The sequence below is a fragment of the Mesorhizobium sp. M7A.F.Ca.ET.027.03.2.1 genome (assembly GCF_003999175.1).
Classification (GTDB): domain Bacteria; phylum Pseudomonadota; class Alphaproteobacteria; order Rhizobiales; family Rhizobiaceae; genus Mesorhizobium.
In genome coordinates this window covers 1-1,256 of sequence record NZ_RZOM01001384.1, presented here as the reverse complement: position 1 = coordinate 1,256, position 1,256 = coordinate 1, and the positions used below count along the sequence as shown (strand labels likewise).

The window sequence follows — 1,256 nt, the reverse complement described above, 5'->3', positions numbered from 1 at the left end:
CTTCGGTACATGATCACCGGCGCCGTGCTTGCCATCGCGGTCATCGTCGACTCGCTGGCACGCCGCTCGCGTGTCTCCCATGGCCGGGCCTGAACCCATCAACAGGAAGCAAGACATGAGCGAAAAACTGTCCGGAAAAGTTGCCGCCGTCACCGGCGCGGCATCAGGCATCGGCCTCGAATGCGCCAGGCACATGCTGGCGTCCGGCGCTACCGTGGTGCTGGTCGACCGCGCCGAGGCGACGCTGAACAAGCTCTGCGCCGAACTCGGCCCCAAGGCGATCCCGCTGGTCATCGACCTGATGCAGCCGGCCAGCGTCGCCACCATGATGCCGCAGATTCTGGAGAAGGCCGGCCAGCTCGACATCTTCCATGCCAATGCCGGCGCCTATGTCGGCGGCGAGGTGGCGACCGGCGATCCCGACGCCTGGGACCGGATGCTCAACCTCAACATCAATGCCTGCTTCCGCTCGATCCAGGCGGTGCTGCCGCACATGATCGAGCGCAAGACGGGCGACGTCATCGTCACCAGTTCGATCGCCGGACTGGTTCCGGTGGTCTGGGAGCCGATCTACACGGCCTCCAAGCACGCCGTGCAGGCCTTCGTCCACACGGTGCGCCGGCAGGTCGCCAAGCACGGCCTGCGCGTCGGTGCGGTGGCGCCCGGCCCGGTGGTGACGGCGCTGGTCGACGACTGGCCGAAGGCCAAGCTCGAGGAAGAACTCGCCGCCGGTGGCCTGATGCAGCCGCGCGAAGTGGCCGAAGCGGTGATGTTCATGCTGACCCGCCCGCGCAACGTGACGATCCGCGATCTGGTGATTTTGCCGCAGAGCAATGATCTCTAAGCGAATAGGGAATAGGGAGTAGCGAATAGGGAAGAATCCAACGACCTACCTACTCGCTACTCGCTACTCGCTACTCGCCAAACCGAAGGTTTCACATGCCCCATTATCTCGGCATCGACGTCGGCACCGGCAGCGCGCGGGCCGGGGTGTTCGACCACACTGGAAACATGCTCGCCTCTGCCAAGCGCGATATCGAGGTCTGGCGCGAGGCCGGCGACATTGTCGAGCAGTCGAGCAACGACATCTGGCGGGCGGTGTGCGCGGCCACGCGGGAAGCGGTCGCTCAATCGGGCGTGGCGCCCGAGGCGATCGCCGGCATCGGGTTCGACGCCACTTGTTCGCTGGTGGTGCTGGGCGAGGGCGGCGTGCCGCTGCCGGTGAGCAGATCCGGCAATTCGGAACGCAACATCAT

At 65.5% G+C, this 1,256-nt stretch carries 2 protein-coding genes; both read left to right on the top strand.

Annotated features, from left to right (window positions below):
• Positions 1-115: 115 nt before the first annotated feature.
• On the top strand, positions 116-844 hold the full coding sequence (locus EN750_RS34880) for an SDR family oxidoreductase (protein ID WP_127399316.1): 729 nt from the start codon (positions 116-118) through the stop codon (positions 842-844).
• A gap of 95 nt (positions 845-939) precedes the next feature.
• On the top strand, positions 940-1,256 hold a 317-nt coding region (locus EN750_RS34875; protein ID WP_245482901.1), incomplete at its 3' end, for an FGGY family carbohydrate kinase.

Excerpts from the sequence above, each read along its gene's own strand:
- EN750_RS34880 (WP_127399316.1), top strand. The coding sequence starts at position 116 with ATGAGCGAAAAACTGTCCGGAAAAGTTGCCGCCGTCACCGGCGCGGCA.